Origin of the sequence: Bradyrhizobium commune (genome assembly GCF_015624505.1) — a bacterium.
GTDB lineage: Bacteria > Pseudomonadota > Alphaproteobacteria > Rhizobiales > Xanthobacteraceae > Bradyrhizobium > Bradyrhizobium commune.
In genome coordinates, this window is record NZ_CP061379.1 from 5,422,916 (window position 1) to 5,438,514 (window position 15,599).

Sequence of the window (15,599 nt, forward strand, 5' to 3'; positions counted from 1 at the left end):
GGCACCCTCCTCGCCGTACGCTGCTAGCGCGCCAGCACGATCGACACCTGGATCTGGCCGCGCGTCCGCAGCACCTCCAGCGCCACGTCGGAGCCGTGGCGGCTGACGCGCAGATCCACGCTGGACTCGCCCAAGCGCAGATCGCGCAAGATGATCTCGTTCAGGAACGCCGGCAGATGCGGATTGCGCAGCCGGATCTCGCCACGCGCGACGTCGAACTCGACGCCGAGCGCCGCCTCCAGCAGCGTGAACGGCGTCGCGCTGGCCCAGGCCTGCGGCGCGCAGGCGACCGGATAGAGCGTCGGACCACGCCGCTTCTCGCGGCGGAAGCCGCAGAACAGCTCCGGCAGCCGGCGCAAATCCATATAGGTCGCGGCGTCGAACAGCCCCTTGAAGACATGGGCGACCGCATGCTTGAGCCCGTAATGGGCAAGCCCGAGCGCGATCAGCGCGTTGTCGTGCGGCCAGATCGAGCCGTCATGATAGGACATCGGGTTATAGCGCACCTCGCCGCGCGCGACGGTGCGAATACCCCAGCCCGAGAAGAAATGCGGCTGCATCAGATCGGCAGCGACGAGCCGCGCACGATCCTCTCGGACCATGCCGCTGAACAGCACCTGCCCCGCATTCGAGGTCCGCACCTTGCAGGGGCGCTTCATGCCGTCGAGCGCGAGTGCGTAGGTACCGAGGTCCTCCAGCCAGAAGGCTTTCTCGAAACGCTCGGCCAGCGCCTTGGCGTCGGCCTCGAGCCGCCGCACCCGGTCCGGCTTGCCGAGCCGCAACGCGCAGCGCGCAGCGAGCAGCTTGGCCATGTAGACATAGCCCTGGACCTCGGCGAGCGCGATATTGCCCTCGGCGAGCCGGCCGTCGGCGTGGAAGATCGCATCGTAGGAATCCTTCCAGCCCTGGTTGGCGAGCCCTTTTTCGGTGGCGCGCTGGTATTCGACAAAGCCGTCCTGGTCGGGATCGCCGGGACCGTCGATCCACGCCAGTCCCGCCTCGATCGCCGGCCACAGCTCGATCAACGTCTTCTCATCGCCGGTGCGCTCGAAATAGCGTCCGGCGAGAAGCACGAACAATGCGGTCGAATCCACGCTGCCGTAATATTGCGAGAACGGCACTTCGCGCAGCGCCGCCATCTCGCCGCCGCGCATCTCGTGCAGGATTTTTCCGGGTGCAGCGTCAGCGAGCGGATCGACCGCCCTCGCCTGGAAATGCGCGAGCCGCCGCAGCACGCCCTTGGCGATGCGCGGGTCGACCCACAGCATCTGGAGCGCGGTGATCAACCCGTCGCGGCCGAAGGTCGTCGAGTACCAGGGAATGCCGGCATAGGGATAACGCCCCTGCGGCGTCTCCGTCATCAGCATGTTGAGGTCTGCCATGGCCTGGCACAGCACCTCGTTGAAGATGTTGTTGGAGGTCTCGACGCTGGCCGCGCCCGCGGTCGACCGTCGCATTTCGCGACGATGCGCGAGCAGCCCCCGAAAGAAACGTGCGGGCTTCTGCGTCAGCGGCCGGTTGCAGGATACGGCCACGAACAGCGATTTCGCCTCGTGCGGATCGAGCTCGAGCTGCCAGCTTGCGGCATTCACCGACAGCCGCGTCGGGCGCGGGTCGAAATGCAGGCCCGTAGTGCGCTCGGCATCGTCGAGGCCGCGATAGTCGAACAGCACGTCGGTCGGCCCGAGCAATTTGCTGGTCCCGGTCCCGCGGCGCGGGCGACGCTCGCCGCGAACCTCGAACAGATCTGCGAAATCATTGTCGAACAGCAGCGTCAGCTCGAAGCTGGCCGCCCGATCGCCGTGGTTCTGCACGCCGATGCGCTGATAGGCGGCGCCGCGCCACAGGAAGATCGTGCGCACGACGTGCAGCAGATCCTTTTGCAGGACGAGACTTCCCTGACGATAGATGTCGGGGTTGGTGAGATCGACTGTCAGCGCCGAATTGTCGTCCCGCAGATTCGAGCCGAGCAGGAGCGGCTGGAGATCGTCGAGCACGAGCTCCAGCCGCGCAAGGTAGCGCGTGTCGTGATGAAACAGGCCGTCCGGCCCGCCGGCCGAGGCACCAATGTCCCCATGACTATCGAGCACGATGAAGGTGTCGTCGTGCTTGAGCGATCGGCGCGGTCGCGCCGACGGCCCTGTCATCGGGATATAGAACGGCTGCTCCGCGACCTGTTCTGCGGTCCGCGCGACAGAGACGAACTGGGTTAGGGCTTCGGCTGCCATGCGCTGCTCCCCTGCGGCCTGTTTTTCGAACGCGACCAACGCAACCAGAACTGTTGGATTTACGCGGCGAATTTTGCGAGCCGGCTCATTTCCTGCGTCACCAGCTCCCGGTACGGCCCCTGGCCCTGCATCAGGCGATCGGGCGCACCGTCCTCGATGATCTTGCCGTTCTTCAGCACCACGACACGATCGAAATTGCGCAAGGTGGCGAGGCGGTGTGCAATCGCAATCACGGTGCGGCCGCGCATCAGCCGCGACAGCGCCTCGCGGATCGCCTCCTCGGATTCGCTATCGAGCGCCGCAGTGGCCTCGTCGAGCAGCACGATCGGCGCATCCTTGACGAAGGCGCGCGCAATCGCGATGCGCTGACGCTGGCCGCCGGACATTTTCACACCGCGGTCGCCGACCATGGTGTCGAGCCCTTCGGGCAGACTATCGATGAAGTCGCAGCGCGCCGCAATCGCCGCGCGCAGCACTTCGTCATCCGTCGCGTTCGGCCGGCCGTAGCGGATGTTCTCGCGGATCGAGCGGTGGAACAGCGAGATGTCCTGCGGCACGACGGAGATCGCCTCGCGCAGGCTCTGCTGCGTCACCATCGAGATATCCTGGCCATCGACGGTCACGCTGCCCTCGTCCGGATCGTAGAAGCGCTGAAGCAGCGTGAACAATGTCGACTTGCCGCCGCCGGACTGGCCGACCAGTCCGACGCGCTGTCCGGGCTGGAGGCGCAGGCTGAAGCGCTCGAAAATCTTGTCGCCGCCGGGGTAGCCAAAGGTGACGTTGTTATACGCGATGGCCGCGCCGCTCTTCACCAGCGGTTCCGCTTCGGGATGATCGCGCAATTCGTGCGGCACCAGCAATGTCGCGATCGCCTCGGTCAGCCGTGCGACATGCTGGGTGACGTCGACCAGCGCCACCGCCAGGTCGCGCGTCGCGCTCAGGATGGAGATGCCGAGCGTACAGACCAGCACGACATCGCCGGTGGTCGCCTCGCCCTGCTGCCAGAGCGTGACCGCCCAGGCCATCAGCGCGACCGTCAAGAGCACGGTCACGGCTGCATGCAACAGCCGCAGCTTTTCCAGATAGCGCAGGCTGCGGCTGCGCGCGGTAAGTTCCCGATTGACCGTGGCGTCGAACCGCTCGTGCTCGTGGCCGATGCCACAGAAGGCGCGGACCAGCGGCATGTTGCTGATGACGTCGATCATCTCGCCGTCGACCACGGCCGCCTTGTCGGCAAAATCGTCGTGCAGCGGCTTACCTGCCGCGGCCAGATGGAACATCGCGATCACCATGCCGCCGGCGATCACGATCAGGCCGAGTGCCATATAGGGACTGACGGTTCCAATCAGCGCGATCGCCGCAATTGTGGCGGCGCACGGCGGCAACACGTTCCAGACGAACATGTTCTCCACCGTGAACACCGCATTGGATGTGGCGGTAATGCGGCTGGTCAGCATGCCCGGCATCCGGTCCGAGAAATAGCTCGGCGCGTGACCGGTCAGATGACGAAATATGTCACGGCGCAAATCGCCCGTGACACGAACGAACGTAAAGCTCGCCGTCCAGCTCGCGATCCGCCACAGAAAATTGTCGGCGGCGATCAGCGACATGAGCAGAACGAATGCCAGCCATACGTTGCCACCATGCGATGGTCCGGCTGACAGGCTGTCAACCAGAGATTTGACGCCGTATTGCGTGCCTACGGAGCAGGCAACGGCTGCAACCACGGCGCTCAGGATCACCAGATGCGACGCCAGTCGCCGCCTCAGATAGCGCAAGACAAAGGCAAATGGCCTGCGCGCGTATCCAGAAAGATGATCCATGTGACTGCTGACCCCGTCGTGATGATTCCAATTGTTCTCTTAGCCGACTGAACATCGACCGCTTCGCCTCGGTTCCCGGGCAAGGTCATCACGACATGCGGATGCGGACGATCTGAGAAGAGGTGATGGCAGCATCGCGACCATGCTGATGTGTGTCGAAGAAGTAACGTTCGTTGAGAGGAACTTCGCAACTGCGGGAACGTTCCCTCCGCGGCATGCCGGTGCCGAAACACGGTAGGGGCTTTTCGACGTCCATGATCGCACAGAGGAGAAGGTGAGATGCGCATCGCGCAGGTAGCTCCGTTGACGGAGGCTGTTCCACCCAAGCTGTATGGCGGCACCGAGCGGGTGGTGCATTGGTTGACGGAAGAGCTGGTTGCCCTCGGACATGACGTGACGTTGTTCGCCAGCGGCGACTCGCAGACGTCGGCAAAGCTCGACGCATTATGGCCGCGGGCGCTTCGCCTCGACGGGTCCGTGCGCGATCCCAACGCGCTGCACATGGTGCTGCTGGAGCAGGTGCGGCAGAAATGTGACGACGAGGAGTTCGACTTCCTCCACTTCCATCTCGATTATTATCCGTGGTCGCTGTTCTACCGGCAGCCGACGCCGTTCCTCACCACGCTGCACGGCCGGCTCGATCTGCCGGAGCATCAGCCGGTGTTCAACACCTTCTCCAAGATGCCGGTGATCTCGATCTCGAACGCGCAGCGGCGCCCGGTGCCGCAGGCGAACTGGGTAAAGACAATCCACCATGGCCTGCCGGAGAATCTGCTGACGCCGAGATCCGCGAAGCAGGAATATCTCGCGGTGCTCGGCCGCATCGCGCCCGAGAAGGGCGTTGACCGCGCCATCAAGATCGCAACCCATTGCGGCATTCCGCTGAAGATCGCGGCCAAGGTGGATCGCGCCGATCGGGATTATTATGACGAGCTGATCAAGCCGATGATCGAGAACAATCCGCTGGTGGAATTCATCGGCGAGATCAGCGATCACGAGAAATCGGACTTCCTCAGCGGCGCGCTCGGACTGCTGCTGCCGATCGACTGGCCGGAGCCGTTTGGCCTGGTGATGATCGAAGCGATGGCCTGCGGCACGCCGGTCGTCGCCTTCAACCGCGGCTCGGTGCCGGAGATCATCGACGAGGGCCTGACCGGCTTCGTGGTCGAGGATATCCTCAGTGCCGCCGGCGTCGTCAACCGCCTGCCGGAACTGAGCCGCGCCGCGATCCGCAAGCAGTTCGAAACGCGCTTCACGGCACGGCGGATGGCGCTGGATTACCTCGCAGCCTATCGCAGCCTGACCGAAGCGCAGGCGCCGCGGATCAAGCTGGTCAGCAGCGCGGAGTAAAGATTCTGCACCGCCGCCAGTCGAAATGCCCTCTCCCCTTGTGGGAGAGGGCTGCGCGAACAAAGCGGCATAGTCGCTCGGGTGAGGGGTTGCTTCCGCGTCGCAGAGAGTCTCCGCGGAAGCAGACCCCTCATCCGGCGCTTCGCGCCACCTTCTCCCACAAGGGGAGAAGGAAGAAGTCAAGGTGCCCTACACCACCACCGCCGGCTTCGGCTCGACGATCTCGAACATCCGCGGGAATTCGTCCATCAGGCCCATCAGCTCGGCGAGCTTCATCGGATTGCCGGCGAGTTTGACCTTCCCAGCCGCGACCGCTTCCGGAAAGCTCGTCAGCTTCGCGATCACCTCGTCGAGCGTCGCGCGCGCCAGTGTGAAGCTGGCATCGGCGCTTTCCGCCTGCACGCCCTCGCTATAGGTGAGCGCGGAATTCTCCAGGTTCAGCACGAACGTCTCGCCGGTATCCGAAAAGCGCCAGTTCAGCACGATGTGCTTTCCTTCCGCCTTCGGTCCATGGAGGCGAATGCCGAGCACGTCCCAGAGCTGCTCGGTGCGCAATGCTGCCAGCGTCTCACGCGGCATCGGCGGGCGCGGCGGCGTCTTCGGCATGCCCTGGCGCAACTCCTGGGCGCCGAACAGATAGGCGTTGCGCCAGGTCGAGCTCTCGGCGGCATAGCCGAGCTGCTCCAGGGTATCGGCCAGCAGCGCGCGCGCCGCCGCATTGTCGGGCTCGGCAAAGACGAGATGGCTGAGCGCCTGCGCCACGAAGCGGAATTCGCCCTTGTCAAAATCCGCCCGCGCCCGCGCAAGGATCGCATCGGCGCCGCCCATGTACTCGACATATTTCCTGCCGGATGCCACCGGCGGCAGCGGATCGAGATTGACCGGATTGGCATCATACCAGCCGAGATATTTCTGGTAGATCGCCTTCACATTGTGCCGGATATGACCGTAATAGCCGCGGCCGTGCCAGGCGCCATCGAGGCTCTTCGGCAGTTGGATCGTCTCGGCGATCTCGGCCGCGGTCAGGCCGTGGTTCATCAGGCGGATGGTCTGGTCATGCGCGAACTTGTAGAGATCGCGTTGCTGGCGGATCATGGTGCCGATGCGCTCGCGGCCCCACACCGGCCAGTGATGCTGGCCGCACATGGCCTCCGCCTTGCCGTCCCACAGCCGCAGCGCCTCGCCCAGGTATTTTGACCAGGCCAGCGCATCGCGCACGTCGGCGCCGCGGAACGGCAGCAGATTATGGAAGTTGTGGGTGCAGTTCTCGGCGAGGTTCAGAAGCTTGTAGCGCGGCAGGAAGAAGTGCATCTCCGCCGGCGCTTCGCTGTTCGGCGCCATCTGGAATTCGAATTCGACACCGTCGATCACGCGCGTGTCGCCGGTCGCCATGATCAGGTCGGTCGGACGCAACAGCGCGACCGAGCCGGCCGCCATCGACTTGCCGAGCCCGCAATCGACCTGGCCGCGCACGCCTTTCGCGAGGAACGGGCCGAACTGGTATTGCGCCCGGCGCAACATCGCCGGTCCCGCAATGATGTTCTCGGAAACGGCATGCTCCATGAACAGGTTCGGCGCGATGATCGGCACGCGCCCGGTCGCCAACGCGTCCTCTTCCAGCACGCCGCGCGCACCGCCCCAATGATCTGTGTGGGTGTGGGTGAAGATGACGGCCGCGACCGGCCGCTGGCCGCGATGCCTGTAATAAAGGTCAAGCGCGGCCCGCGCGCCTTCGATCGAGGTGAGGGTGTCGACCACGATGACGCCGCTGTCGCCCTCGATCAGCGTCATGTTGGCAATGTCGAGCCCGCGCACCTGGTAGACACCGGGCACGACCTCGAACAGACCGTGCTGCATGTTGAGCCGCGACTGCCGCCACAGGCTCGGATTGACCGTCGGCGGCGCCTGCTCGGCGGAGAGGAAGCTGTAGGGCTCGAGGCTCCAGACCGTCCTGCCCTGCGGATGCAAAATCTTGGCGTGCTCGATGGTGCCGAGGAAGCCGCGCGCCGCGTCGTCGAAATCCCGCGTGTCGGAAAACGGCAGCGCGTTGAGCATCGCCGTTTGCTGCGCAATGACAGACGGCGTTGCGTCCTTGGGCTCGTTGCTGGTTGCGTCGGTCATTTGTGTGTCCTCCCGGCTCGTTGCGGGCATCTAACCGCATCTCGCGGTTGATTGCTATCGGAGGAGACGGGAGGAATAAAACGAGGGCCCTCTTCCCTTCTCCCCTTGTGGGAGAAGGTGGCGCGAAGCGCCGGATGAGGGGTTCTCTCCGCTCGCAAGATCGCTCGTGAGGATAGATACCCCTCACCCGGCTTCGCTATCGCGAAGCCACCCTCTCCCACAGGGGGAGAGGGTGCACTGCCCGTGCAGCAATCAGTGCATCCCGAGCAGCCGCGGCAGAAACAGCGTCAGATCGGGCCAATAGGTCACGATGACGAGGAAGCCGAGCATGGTAACGAGCCATGGCAGCACCGCCACCGCCAGATCGGTGATGCGCATTCGCGCGATCATCGAGGCGACATAGAGGTTCAAGCCGACAGGCGGATGGCAGAGGCCGACCTCCATGTTGACGTCCATGACGATGCCGAAATGCACGAGGTCGATGCCGAGCTTCTTGGCCGCCGGCGCCAGGATCGGCGCCATGATCAGGATGATCGAGTTCGGCTCCATGAAGTTGCCGGCGAGCAGCAACAGCACGTTGACGACCAGCAGGAAGCCGACCCAGCCGAGATTCTGCGCCGCGATCCAGTCGGCCAAGGTCGCCGGCAGATTCTCGTTGGACAGCACGAAGGAGAACAGCACCGCGTTGGTGACGATGTAGAGCAGCATCGCGCTGGTGTTGGCGGCGCGCAGCAGCACCCGCGGCACGTCGGCGAACTTGATCGCCTTGTAGACGAACACCGCGATGACGAAGGAGTAGACCGCGGCCATCGCCGCCGCCTCGGTCGCGGTGAACAGGCCGCTATAGATGCCGCCGATGATGATGACGACCAGCATCAGGCCCCAGATGCTCTCGCGGAAGGTGCGGACGGTCTCGCCCCAGCTCGCCTTCGGCAGCCGCGGATAGTCGCGGCTGCGCGCCAGCCACCAGGTGACGATGCAGAGCATCGTCGTCAGCATGATGCCGGGCAGAAGCCCCGCGACGAACAGCGCCCCGATCGAGGTATTGGTCGAGACCGCGTAGACGATCTTCGGGATCGACGGCAGCATCAGGATGCCGAGCGAGCCCGCGACCGTGATGATGCCGGCGCCGAAGCGCATCGGATAGCCGTGGCGGACCATCTCGGGCAGCACGATGGCGCCGATTGCAGCGACCGTCGCCACGCTCGAGCCGCACACCAGCGCGAACATCGCGCAGGCGACGATGCCGGCAAGGCCGAGGCCACCATGCCAGTGCCCGATCAGCGAGGTCGCGAAATTGATCATGCGCCGCGCGACGCCGCCATGGGTCAGGAAATTGCCGGCGAGGATGAAGAACGGGATCGCCATGATCTCGAAGCCTTCGATGCCGGTGAAGAGCTTCATCGACACGGCTTCGATCGGCACCGCGGTCAGCGTGAACAGGAACGTCATCACGGTGAGGCCGAGCGCGATCGAGACCGGAATGCCGGTCAGCATCAGCGCGATCAGCAGCGCAAACACGGTGAAGGCCCGCAACCAGTGCGGCAGCACGATAAAGCCGGTCTTCTCGCCGAGGCACAGCGCGAAGATCAGGATCGGCGCCATGATGAGGATCACGCCGAGCGGCGAGACCTTTCGCGAGGCCGCCTTGGTCGCCGCGCCGGCGGGCTGCGGATGCAGCGCCGGCGAGCCGTCGGCTTCGACACCCTCGACATGGGTCTCGTCGTGATGCGGCAGCTCGCCGGTCCAGTAATAGAACCAGGACACCTGGAGGAAGCGGAAGCACATCAGGCCCGAGCCGAGCGGGATCGCCAGATAGACGAACCACATCGGGGCTTCCAGGTCGTTGGACTGCTGCCCGGTCTTGAACATCTCGGAAACAAACGAGGCGCCGAAGGCGGCGATCATGCCGGTGAACAGCGCGCCGCACAGCAGCGAGAACAGGATCACGTGCTTGCGCGAATGTTCGGGCAGGCGGTTGACGAGCAGGTCGACGCCGACATGGATGCCGGTGCGCACGCCATAGGCCGCGCCGAACTTCGCCATCCAGATGAACATGTAGATGCAGAGCTCCTGCGCCCAGGACAGATCGAGCTCGGACAGGAAGGTGAATACGGCCATCGAGATCGCCGCGAGCCAGGTCAGCCCGTGCGCGGCGGCCCACCGCGAGAGATTGATCGATTCACCCGCGCCATAGCGGTGCACCACCGCGATGAAGATCAGGCCGGTTGCAGCCGCGATCAGCGTCGCGATCAGCCACTCTTCGAGATGGTTGAGCCCCTGGTTCAGCACGCGCAGCAAGTCAAAGTCCCCCCTATCGATGCGAAACGGTCGGGAGCGTTGACTCCCGACCGTTTGTTTTGTTGTTTTCACGGAGCGCGCGTCAGTTCATCTTGACGTCGAGTTCCTTGGCGACGAGATCGAGCACTTCCTGCCCGACCCGGCCCTTGGCCCAGGTATAAGTCGGCCGCATCGCGTCCTGCCATGCCTTGCGATCGGCGTCGCTCAGATAATGCAGCGTGGTCTTGCCCGCCTTCTTGATCTCGGCGAGCGCGTCCTCGTTCTCCTGATGCGCGATCTGGTTGGTGTAGTCGGTCGCCTCCGCCATCGCCTTGTCGAGCTGGGTGCGGATGTCGGGCGGCAGGCCGGACCAGAATTTCGAGTTGACGATGACGGCATATTGCAGATGCGCGTGATAGGACACGGTGATGTCCTTCTGCACCTCGTAGAACTTCTGCGTCAGATAGTTGGACGCGGTGTTCTCGCAGCCGTCGACCACGCCGGTCTGGAGCGCCTGATAGACTTCGGAGAACGCCATGATCTGCGGGATCGAGCCCATCAGGCGGAAATACTGGTCGGCGATCTTCGATCCGGAGATGCGGAATTTCAGGCCCTTGAAATCCTCCGGCTTCATCAGCGGACGGTTCGACGACACCATGTGGAAGCCGTTGTCCCAATAAGCGAGCCCGGTGATGCCCTTGGCTTCGAGTTTCTGGAACAGCCATTTGCCGATCGTGCCCTTCATCGCCCTCGCATAGGTCTCGTCGTCCTTGAACAGCCAGGGCAGGTCGAGCGCCTCGAATTCCTTGATGCCGAGCGGGGCGAATTTCGCGGTCGAGGGCGCGAGCATCTGCACCGAGCCGAGCTGGAGCGCCTCGATCTCCTCCTTGTCCTTGTAGAGCGAGGAGTTCGGATAGACTTCGATCTTGACCTTGCCGTCGGTGTATTTCTCGGCGAGCTCCTTGAACTTCAGCGCGCCCTTGCCCTTCGGCGTGTCGTTGGCGACGACGTGGCTGAACTTGATGACGATCGGGGCCTGAGCCTGGACGGCAGCCGGGACCACGAGAATAGAAGCGGCCGCGACTGCAAGAAGCAGCTTGCGCATGACGTAACCTCCCAACAACCTCTAAAACCGGGTTCTTTTTGTTTTCCGATTTCAGTAGTGGCAGCAATCCGCTACCCGAACAACTAGACCTAAGCCCAATTTGCCGCAGCCAAGCTATCTTGATGGCCGTTGCAGACGCAACCCGGGACCCGCGCCCGCCCAGGGAGCGAGCGCTTATGTCGCATCGCGGTCGTGCAATTAACCTTTGCGCTGGGCGATCATGAACAGCCGGCGGAACGGGAAAAGCGTCTGTCCCGCCGCGTTCTTCGGATAGGCTTTTGCCACCCGCTCACCATAGGCGGCTTCGAAAGCGACCTTCTCGTCGCCCTGCAAGACGTCGAGATAGCGCGTCAGCCAGGTGCCCTTGGTCCATTCCTTGACGGGGTTCTCGCCTTCGAGAACCTGGAGATATTCGGTTTCCCAGATGTCGATATTGGACGACATCGGCGCAAGCAGATCGTGATAGAAGGCCGGCCCCTCGACCGGCGGCGGCGTCACGAGATGCTCGACCTTGGACCGCCAGGGGCCATTCAGGGCGGTCTCGCCGATCAGCACATGCGACGGCGCCAGAAAGTTGAGCGGCATTTGCACCGCAAGCATGCCGCCGGGCGCGACCTTCTCCATCACCGACGGGAAGAGTGCCGTATGATTGGGCAGCCAGTGCAGTGCGGCATTGGAATAGATCAAATCGTAGGGCTTGGCCGGGCGCCACTGGCCGAGGTCTTCATGCGACCATTGCACCTCCGGCGCCGCCTTGCGCCCGGCTGCAACCATTTCGGCCGAACCCTCGACGCCGGTCACCACAGCCTCCGGCCAGCGCTCGCTGATCAGTTTTGTCACGTTGCCGGCGCCGGCGCCGAGATCGGCGATCTCGCGCGGGGCGAAATCCGGAATCCGCATCAACAGGTCGACCGCGGGTCGGAGCCGGTGGCCGGAGAATTTCAGATATTGCTGCGGATCCCAGACCATCGCTCAACGCCTTTTCTTTTTTCGTATTTCCTTCGCCGAGGCTCTTGGTTACCACTGCTTGTCCCCATCGGGCAAATCACGCCGAGGGGGACAGGGCAGGAAACGAACAGCAATAAGAACCAACCAAGAGAGCGTGTGACCATGGACCTCGGGCTGAAATCGAAAACCGCTGTCGTCACCGGAGCGAGCATCGGCATCGGCCGCGCCATCGCCAAGGGCCTCGCCGCCGAAGGCGTGCGTGTCGTCGGCGTGGCGCGGCGCACCGACCTGCTGGCCGAGCTGGTGAACGAGGTCGGCGGCGGGCTGATCACGCCGTTCGAGCAGGACGTGATGGCGAAAGACGCGGCCGAGCAGATCGCGGCCTTTGCGCTCAAAGAGCTCGGCCATGTCGACATCCTCATCAACAATGCCGGCGGCAGCCGCCCCCTTCCCGTCGATGCGCCCGACAGCAACTGGGACGAGGCGATCGCGCTGAATTTCACCAGCTATCGCCGTATCGCGCATGCGCTGCTGCCGCAGATGATCGAACGCAAATGGGGCCGCATCGTCAACATCACCGGCAAGTCCGAGCCGGAAGGCCTCAACGCCGCGTTCGCAGCGAAAGCCGCCGTGCACGCCTGGGCCAAAGGCCTGTCGCGCGAGATCGGCGAGCACGGCATCACCATCAACTGCATCCCACCCGGCCGCATCATGAGCGAACAGATCCGCCGCAACTACCCGCCGGACTATCGCGAGCGTTTTGCCGAGGAAGAAATCCCGGTCGGCTATTGGGGCGAGCCGGAAGACCTCGCCGCCCTCGCGGTGTTTCTGGCCTCACCGGTGGCGCGCTACATCACGGGGACGGTGATCCCGGTGGACGGGGGGTTGCGGCGGTATCAGTTCTGAGCGCCGAGAATAGATGTCGCCCGACGCCTGGTGCGCCCCCTCGCCCAGCTCTTGCGGGCAGGGCCATCGCATATGACGTCGGCCGGCTGCCGGACAAGCTTGGCCTGCATGGTTCGAGACACCCGCTTTGGCGGGCTCCTCACCATGAGGGTCCGATATATCGCCACAAAACGTGACTCATCCTGAGGGCCCGCTGCAGGCGGGCGTCTCGAAGGATGGGCCGCAGACGAGCTTCTGGCCACGTTTCTTCATATGCGATTGGCTGGCGATTGCAGGGAGAAGCCTCTACTCGATCACCTCGTCGGCCAGGGTCACAATGCGATCCGGCACGGTGACCCCGAGAGACCTCGCGGTCTTGAGATTGAGCACCATGACGAACTTGCTCGCCTGCTCGATCGGGAGGTCCGCCGGCTTCGCGCCGTTGAGAATCTTGGCGGCATAAATGCCGGCACGGCGGAAGTCGTCGATCAGGTCGGCCGAATAGGACATCAGCAAGCCGGCCCGTCCGCACTCGGGATAGGTGCCAACCGTAGGCTTGCCCGGAGCCGTCACCAACGGCAGGACACGAGCCATGTTGTTGTAAAGCAATGGCTCGCCCGAAACATAGAGCGCGCCGACGCCATCCCTTGCGCTCGCCGCCACCGCGCCTTCGATGTCGTCGAGGCGGGCCGAGCGGATGACGCACGATCTCGAAACCGAATTGGCCAGCGACGCTTTGCAGCGCGCTGAGTTCGGCTGTAGCCAAGATCGACGGCGTACCGATGAAACCGAGCCGCTTCAGGTCCGGCACGAGCTCCTTGAACAGGCTCATCCGCTTTTGAGTGAGGGCCTCCTCGCCGCCGATGGCGTTCATCACATTTCCGGTGGCATGGCCGCCCGGATGGACATAGCTCTCCGCAAAGCCCGCCTTGATCGGGTCCGCGGCATAGGATGTGAAGATCAGAGGCATCTCCGGCAACGCCTTGTGCGCGACCGGCGCCGCCGCCGCGGAAGCGATGATGATACGCGGATGCAATGCACCGAGCTCGAGGGCAAGCCCCGGCAGGCGATCGAGCACGCCGTCCGCGTAGCGCAATGCAAATGCGTAATGGACACCTTCCGTGAGACCCGCCTCGCGCATCCCTTTGCGGATAGCGACGATCCTGTCGTTTGCGAGCCGGACTGGCCCAGGCACCAGCACCGCAACAAGCGGCAATTCCTTTTGAGCGCGCGCCGCGAGAGGTGACGCCAGCGCGCCACCTAGAATTCCGAGAAGCTCGCGCCGCCGCATGTCCGCCCCCAGGCCCAATGAGCCGCATCCTACCGAATTACGCGAATTACGGTGACAGTGCACTTAATCAACCCGGACCAAAGAGCCACGAGCGCGAAACCAGTAAATAAGTGCACTGTCACCGTAACCCTGAAGCGGCACTCAGCGCCGAACCTGCTTCACCTCCAGACGCGGCTATCGCGCGTTCATGAGCAGACTTCCTGGCCTTGTGCCCCAATCACGGCCATGATCGCATCGTGCCGGTGTTTTGCCCGACGAGTCAACGTCGGGGCAGGGAATGTCGTCGGGGCGAGGCTCGAAAAGCCCTTGCCGATCAAGCACTCTCCTACTGTGCATGGGGTTGTTTCGACGTTTTGTCTTGGGACGAGCAGCGCAGCACCTCACTCCGCCTGCAAGATCTCCGCAATCGCCGCCCCCGCCGCGATGGTGCCGAGCCTGCCGCCGACGTCGCGCGTCGCCCTGCCCTCGCCGATCGCCCTCGCCACCGCGGCCTCGATCGCGCGCGCGGCCTCCTCGTAGCGGACCGCGCCGTTCTTCTCGCCGTGCCAGGCGAGCAGCAGGGCCGTCGACAGGATCAGCGACACCGGATTGGCGACGTCCTGTCCCGCGATGTCGGGCGCCGAGCCGTGCGCGGCCTGCGCCATGGCGTAGCGGTCGCCGACATTGAGCGAGCCGCCGAGGCCGAGGCTGCCGGAGAGTTCGGCGGTGAGATCGGACAGGATGTCGCCGAACATGTTGGTGGCGACGATGACGTCGAAGCGACCGGGGTTGCGCACCACATGCGCCATCATGGCATCGACCAGGATGTCGTCGACGCTGAGGCCGGGATAGGCCTTCGCCGCCGCGCGGCAGATGTCCAGAAACATGCCGTCGCCGATCTTGAGCACATTGGCCTTGTGCACGATGGTGAGATGCTTGCGCCGCTTCATTGCCAATCGACAGGCGGCGTGCGCGATGCGCTCGCAGCACAGCCGCGTGATCCGGCGCAGCGAGATCACGACATCCGGCGTGACCAGCATCTCGCCATTGCCCTGCTCCATGTTGCGATCGGCGTAGAAGCCTTCGGTGTTCTCGCGCACCACGACGAGGTCGAAATCGCCGAGCCGGCCGGGCCGCCCCGCGTAGGTCCGCGCGGGCCTGACATTGGCGTAGAGATCGAGGCTCTTGCGAAAGTGCCGCGACGGATTGATCTCGCCATGCGCCTCGTCCTTGAAGTCGAAGGTCGCGGTCGGGCCCAGGATCAGGCCATCGGCGGCGCGGACGATGTCGAGCAGTTCTGGACGCACCGTCGTGCCGAACTGCTTGAGGCTCGCATGGCCGACCGCATGCTCCTCCAGCCGCAGATTGAGCTGGAAGCGCTCGGACGCCGCCCGCAGCACGCCCGATGTCGCGGTCGTGATCTCCGGCCCGATGCCGTCCCCCGGCAGAACGACGATTTGCATGGTGATCCCCCAAGATTGCAGCCTCTGGCGCGATCATACGCCAGCGCGCAGGCTGATCGCCCGACCTCCGCGCATACAAAGCATGCATGCATGAGCCTGTGGAAGCAGCCTTCGGCGTAGTACATG

The 15,599-nt window shown here is 64.1% G+C and carries 10 protein-coding genes and 2 pseudogenes; 2 read left to right on the forward strand and 10 right to left on the reverse strand.

Features of this window, described 5'->3' with window-relative positions; all coding sequences use genetic code 11:
- Window positions 1-23 precede the first annotated feature (23 nt).
- Together IC761_RS25520 and IC761_RS25525 are read right to left on the reverse strand one after the other, a co-directional pair.
- Window positions 24-2,228, reverse strand: a complete 2,205-nt coding sequence (locus IC761_RS25520) for an amylo-alpha-1,6-glucosidase (protein WP_195799448.1) — start codon at window positions 2,226-2,228, stop codon at window positions 24-26.
- Window positions 2,229-2,287: 59 nt separating this feature from the next.
- Window positions 2,288-4,051: an ABC transporter ATP-binding protein gene (locus IC761_RS25525; protein WP_195799449.1), complete on the reverse strand. Its 1,764-nt coding sequence runs from the start codon at window positions 4,049-4,051 to the stop codon at window positions 2,288-2,290.
- A 279-nt stretch (window positions 4,052-4,330) separates the two neighbouring features.
- Between IC761_RS25525 and IC761_RS25530 the strand changes: the two genes are divergently transcribed.
- Complete coding sequence (locus IC761_RS25530) at window positions 4,331-5,401, forward strand: glycosyltransferase family 4 protein (protein WP_195799450.1); 1,071 nt, start codon at window positions 4,331-4,333, stop codon at window positions 5,399-5,401.
- Between the two features lie 189 nt (window positions 5,402-5,590).
- On the opposite strand, the gene IC761_RS25535 is transcribed toward IC761_RS25530, so the two are convergent.
- From IC761_RS25535 to IC761_RS25550, 5 genes and pseudogenes are all read right to left on the reverse strand, one after another.
- Window positions 5,591-7,522: an alkyl/aryl-sulfatase gene (locus IC761_RS25535; protein ID WP_195799451.1), complete on the reverse strand. Its 1,932-nt coding sequence runs from the start codon at window positions 7,520-7,522 to the stop codon at window positions 5,591-5,593.
- Between the two features lie 252 nt (window positions 7,523-7,774).
- Complete coding sequence (locus IC761_RS36180; protein WP_368367114.1) at window positions 7,775-9,019, reverse strand: TRAP transporter large permease; 1,245 nt, start codon at window positions 9,017-9,019, stop codon at window positions 7,775-7,777.
- A 330-nt stretch (window positions 9,020-9,349) separates the two neighbouring features.
- Window positions 9,350-9,643: pseudogene (locus IC761_RS36185) on the reverse strand (TRAP transporter small permease); the annotation flags it as partial.
- Window positions 9,644-9,905: 262 nt separating this feature from the next.
- A complete protein-coding gene (locus tag IC761_RS25545) occupies window positions 9,906-10,907 on the reverse strand; it encodes a DctP family TRAP transporter solute-binding subunit (RefSeq protein WP_195799453.1) in 1,002 nt (333 codons plus the stop codon).
- 198 nt (window positions 10,908-11,105) lie between these two features.
- Entirely contained in the window at window positions 11,106-11,876 is a 771-nt protein-coding gene (locus IC761_RS25550) for a methyltransferase domain-containing protein (protein ID WP_195799454.1), read from the reverse strand.
- A gap of 141 nt (window positions 11,877-12,017) precedes the next feature.
- On the opposite strand from IC761_RS25550, the gene IC761_RS25555 reads away from it, so the two are divergent.
- On the forward strand, window positions 12,018-12,761 hold the full coding sequence (locus IC761_RS25555) for an SDR family NAD(P)-dependent oxidoreductase (protein ID WP_195804768.1): 744 nt from the start codon (window positions 12,018-12,020) through the stop codon (window positions 12,759-12,761).
- Window positions 12,762-13,046: 285 nt separating this feature from the next.
- Here the strand turns inward: IC761_RS25555 and IC761_RS36105 are convergent, their stop codons facing one another.
- The 3 genes and pseudogenes from IC761_RS36105 to IC761_RS25570 form a co-directional block, all read right to left on the reverse strand.
- A complete protein-coding gene (locus tag IC761_RS36105; protein ID WP_195799455.1) occupies window positions 13,047-13,403 on the reverse strand; it encodes an ABC transporter substrate binding protein in 357 nt (118 codons plus the stop codon).
- 100 nt (window positions 13,404-13,503) lie between these two features.
- Window positions 13,504-14,031 (reverse strand): annotated as a pseudogene (locus IC761_RS36190) (ABC transporter substrate binding protein); the annotation flags it as partial.
- 380 nt (window positions 14,032-14,411) lie between these two features.
- Window positions 14,412-15,473 (reverse strand): isocitrate/isopropylmalate dehydrogenase family protein, encoded by a 1,062-nt coding sequence (locus IC761_RS25570; RefSeq protein WP_195799456.1) that lies wholly within the window; start codon window positions 15,471-15,473, stop codon window positions 14,412-14,414.
- Window positions 15,474-15,599: the final 126 nt, after the last annotated feature.

Excerpts from the sequence above, each read along its gene's own strand:
- IC761_RS36180 (WP_368367114.1), bottom strand. The coding sequence starts at position 9,019 with ATGCTGACCGGCATTCCGGTCTCGATCGCGCTCGGCCTCACCGTGATG.
- IC761_RS25550 (WP_195799454.1), bottom strand. The coding sequence starts at position 11,876 with ATGGTCTGGGATCCGCAGCAATATCTGAAATTCTCCGGCCACCGGCTC.
- IC761_RS25535 (WP_195799451.1), bottom strand. The coding sequence starts at position 7,522 with ATGACCGACGCAACCAGCAACGAGCCCAAGGACGCAACGCCGTCTGTC.
- IC761_RS25525 (WP_195799449.1), bottom strand. The coding sequence starts at position 4,051 with ATGGATCATCTTTCTGGATACGCGCGCAGGCCATTTGCCTTTGTCTTG.
- IC761_RS25545 (WP_195799453.1), bottom strand. The coding sequence starts at position 10,907 with ATGCGCAAGCTGCTTCTTGCAGTCGCGGCCGCTTCTATTCTCGTGGTC.
- IC761_RS25530 (WP_195799450.1), top strand. The coding sequence starts at position 4,331 with ATGCGCATCGCGCAGGTAGCTCCGTTGACGGAGGCTGTTCCACCCAAG.
- IC761_RS25520 (WP_195799448.1), bottom strand. The coding sequence starts at position 2,228 with ATGGCAGCCGAAGCCCTAACCCAGTTCGTCTCTGTCGCGCGGACCGCA.
- IC761_RS25555 (WP_195804768.1), top strand. The coding sequence starts at position 12,018 with ATGGACCTCGGGCTGAAATCGAAAACCGCTGTCGTCACCGGAGCGAGC.
- IC761_RS25570 (WP_195799456.1), bottom strand. The coding sequence starts at position 15,473 with ATGCAAATCGTCGTTCTGCCGGGGGACGGCATCGGGCCGGAGATCACG.